Origin of the sequence: Halorubrum sp. SP9 (assembly GCF_005435015.1) — an archaeon.
Taxonomy (GTDB): Archaea; Halobacteriota; Halobacteria; order Halobacteriales; family Haloferacaceae; genus Halorubrum; species Halorubrum sodomense.
In genome coordinates, this window is record NZ_SGXU01000450.1 from 1 (window position 1) to 391 (window position 391).

Annotated in this window: 1 pseudogene; it reads right to left on the reverse strand. The window is 60.4% G+C overall.

The window, feature by feature from the left end:
- Positions 1-391: pseudogene (locus tag EXE45_RS18200) on the reverse strand (Fe-S cluster assembly protein SufB); the annotation flags it as partial.

Below are 391 nucleotides of genomic sequence, written 5' to 3' on the forward strand. Positions count from 1 at the left end.
AGTGGAGGTTGAACTTCGAGTACTTCGGGGCGGAACAGCCCTCGATGTAGTGAACTTCCGAGCCCTCCTCGGCGATGATGAGCGTGTGCTCGAACTGACCCATCCCCTCGGAGTTCATCCGGAAGTACGCCTGGACCGGCATGTCGACGGTGGTGTTTTCGGGGACGTAGACGAACGAGCCGCCCGACCAGATGGCGCCGTGAAGAGCGGCAAACTTGTTGTCGCTCGGGGGGACGCACTTCGTCATGAAGTGCTCGCGGACGAGCTCCTCGTGTTCTTGGACGGCCTCATCCATATTACAGAAGATGACGCCCTTCTCCTCCCAGCGCTCCTGCATGTTCTGGTAGACGACTTCCGACTCGTACTGGGCGCCGACACCGGAGAGCGCGTT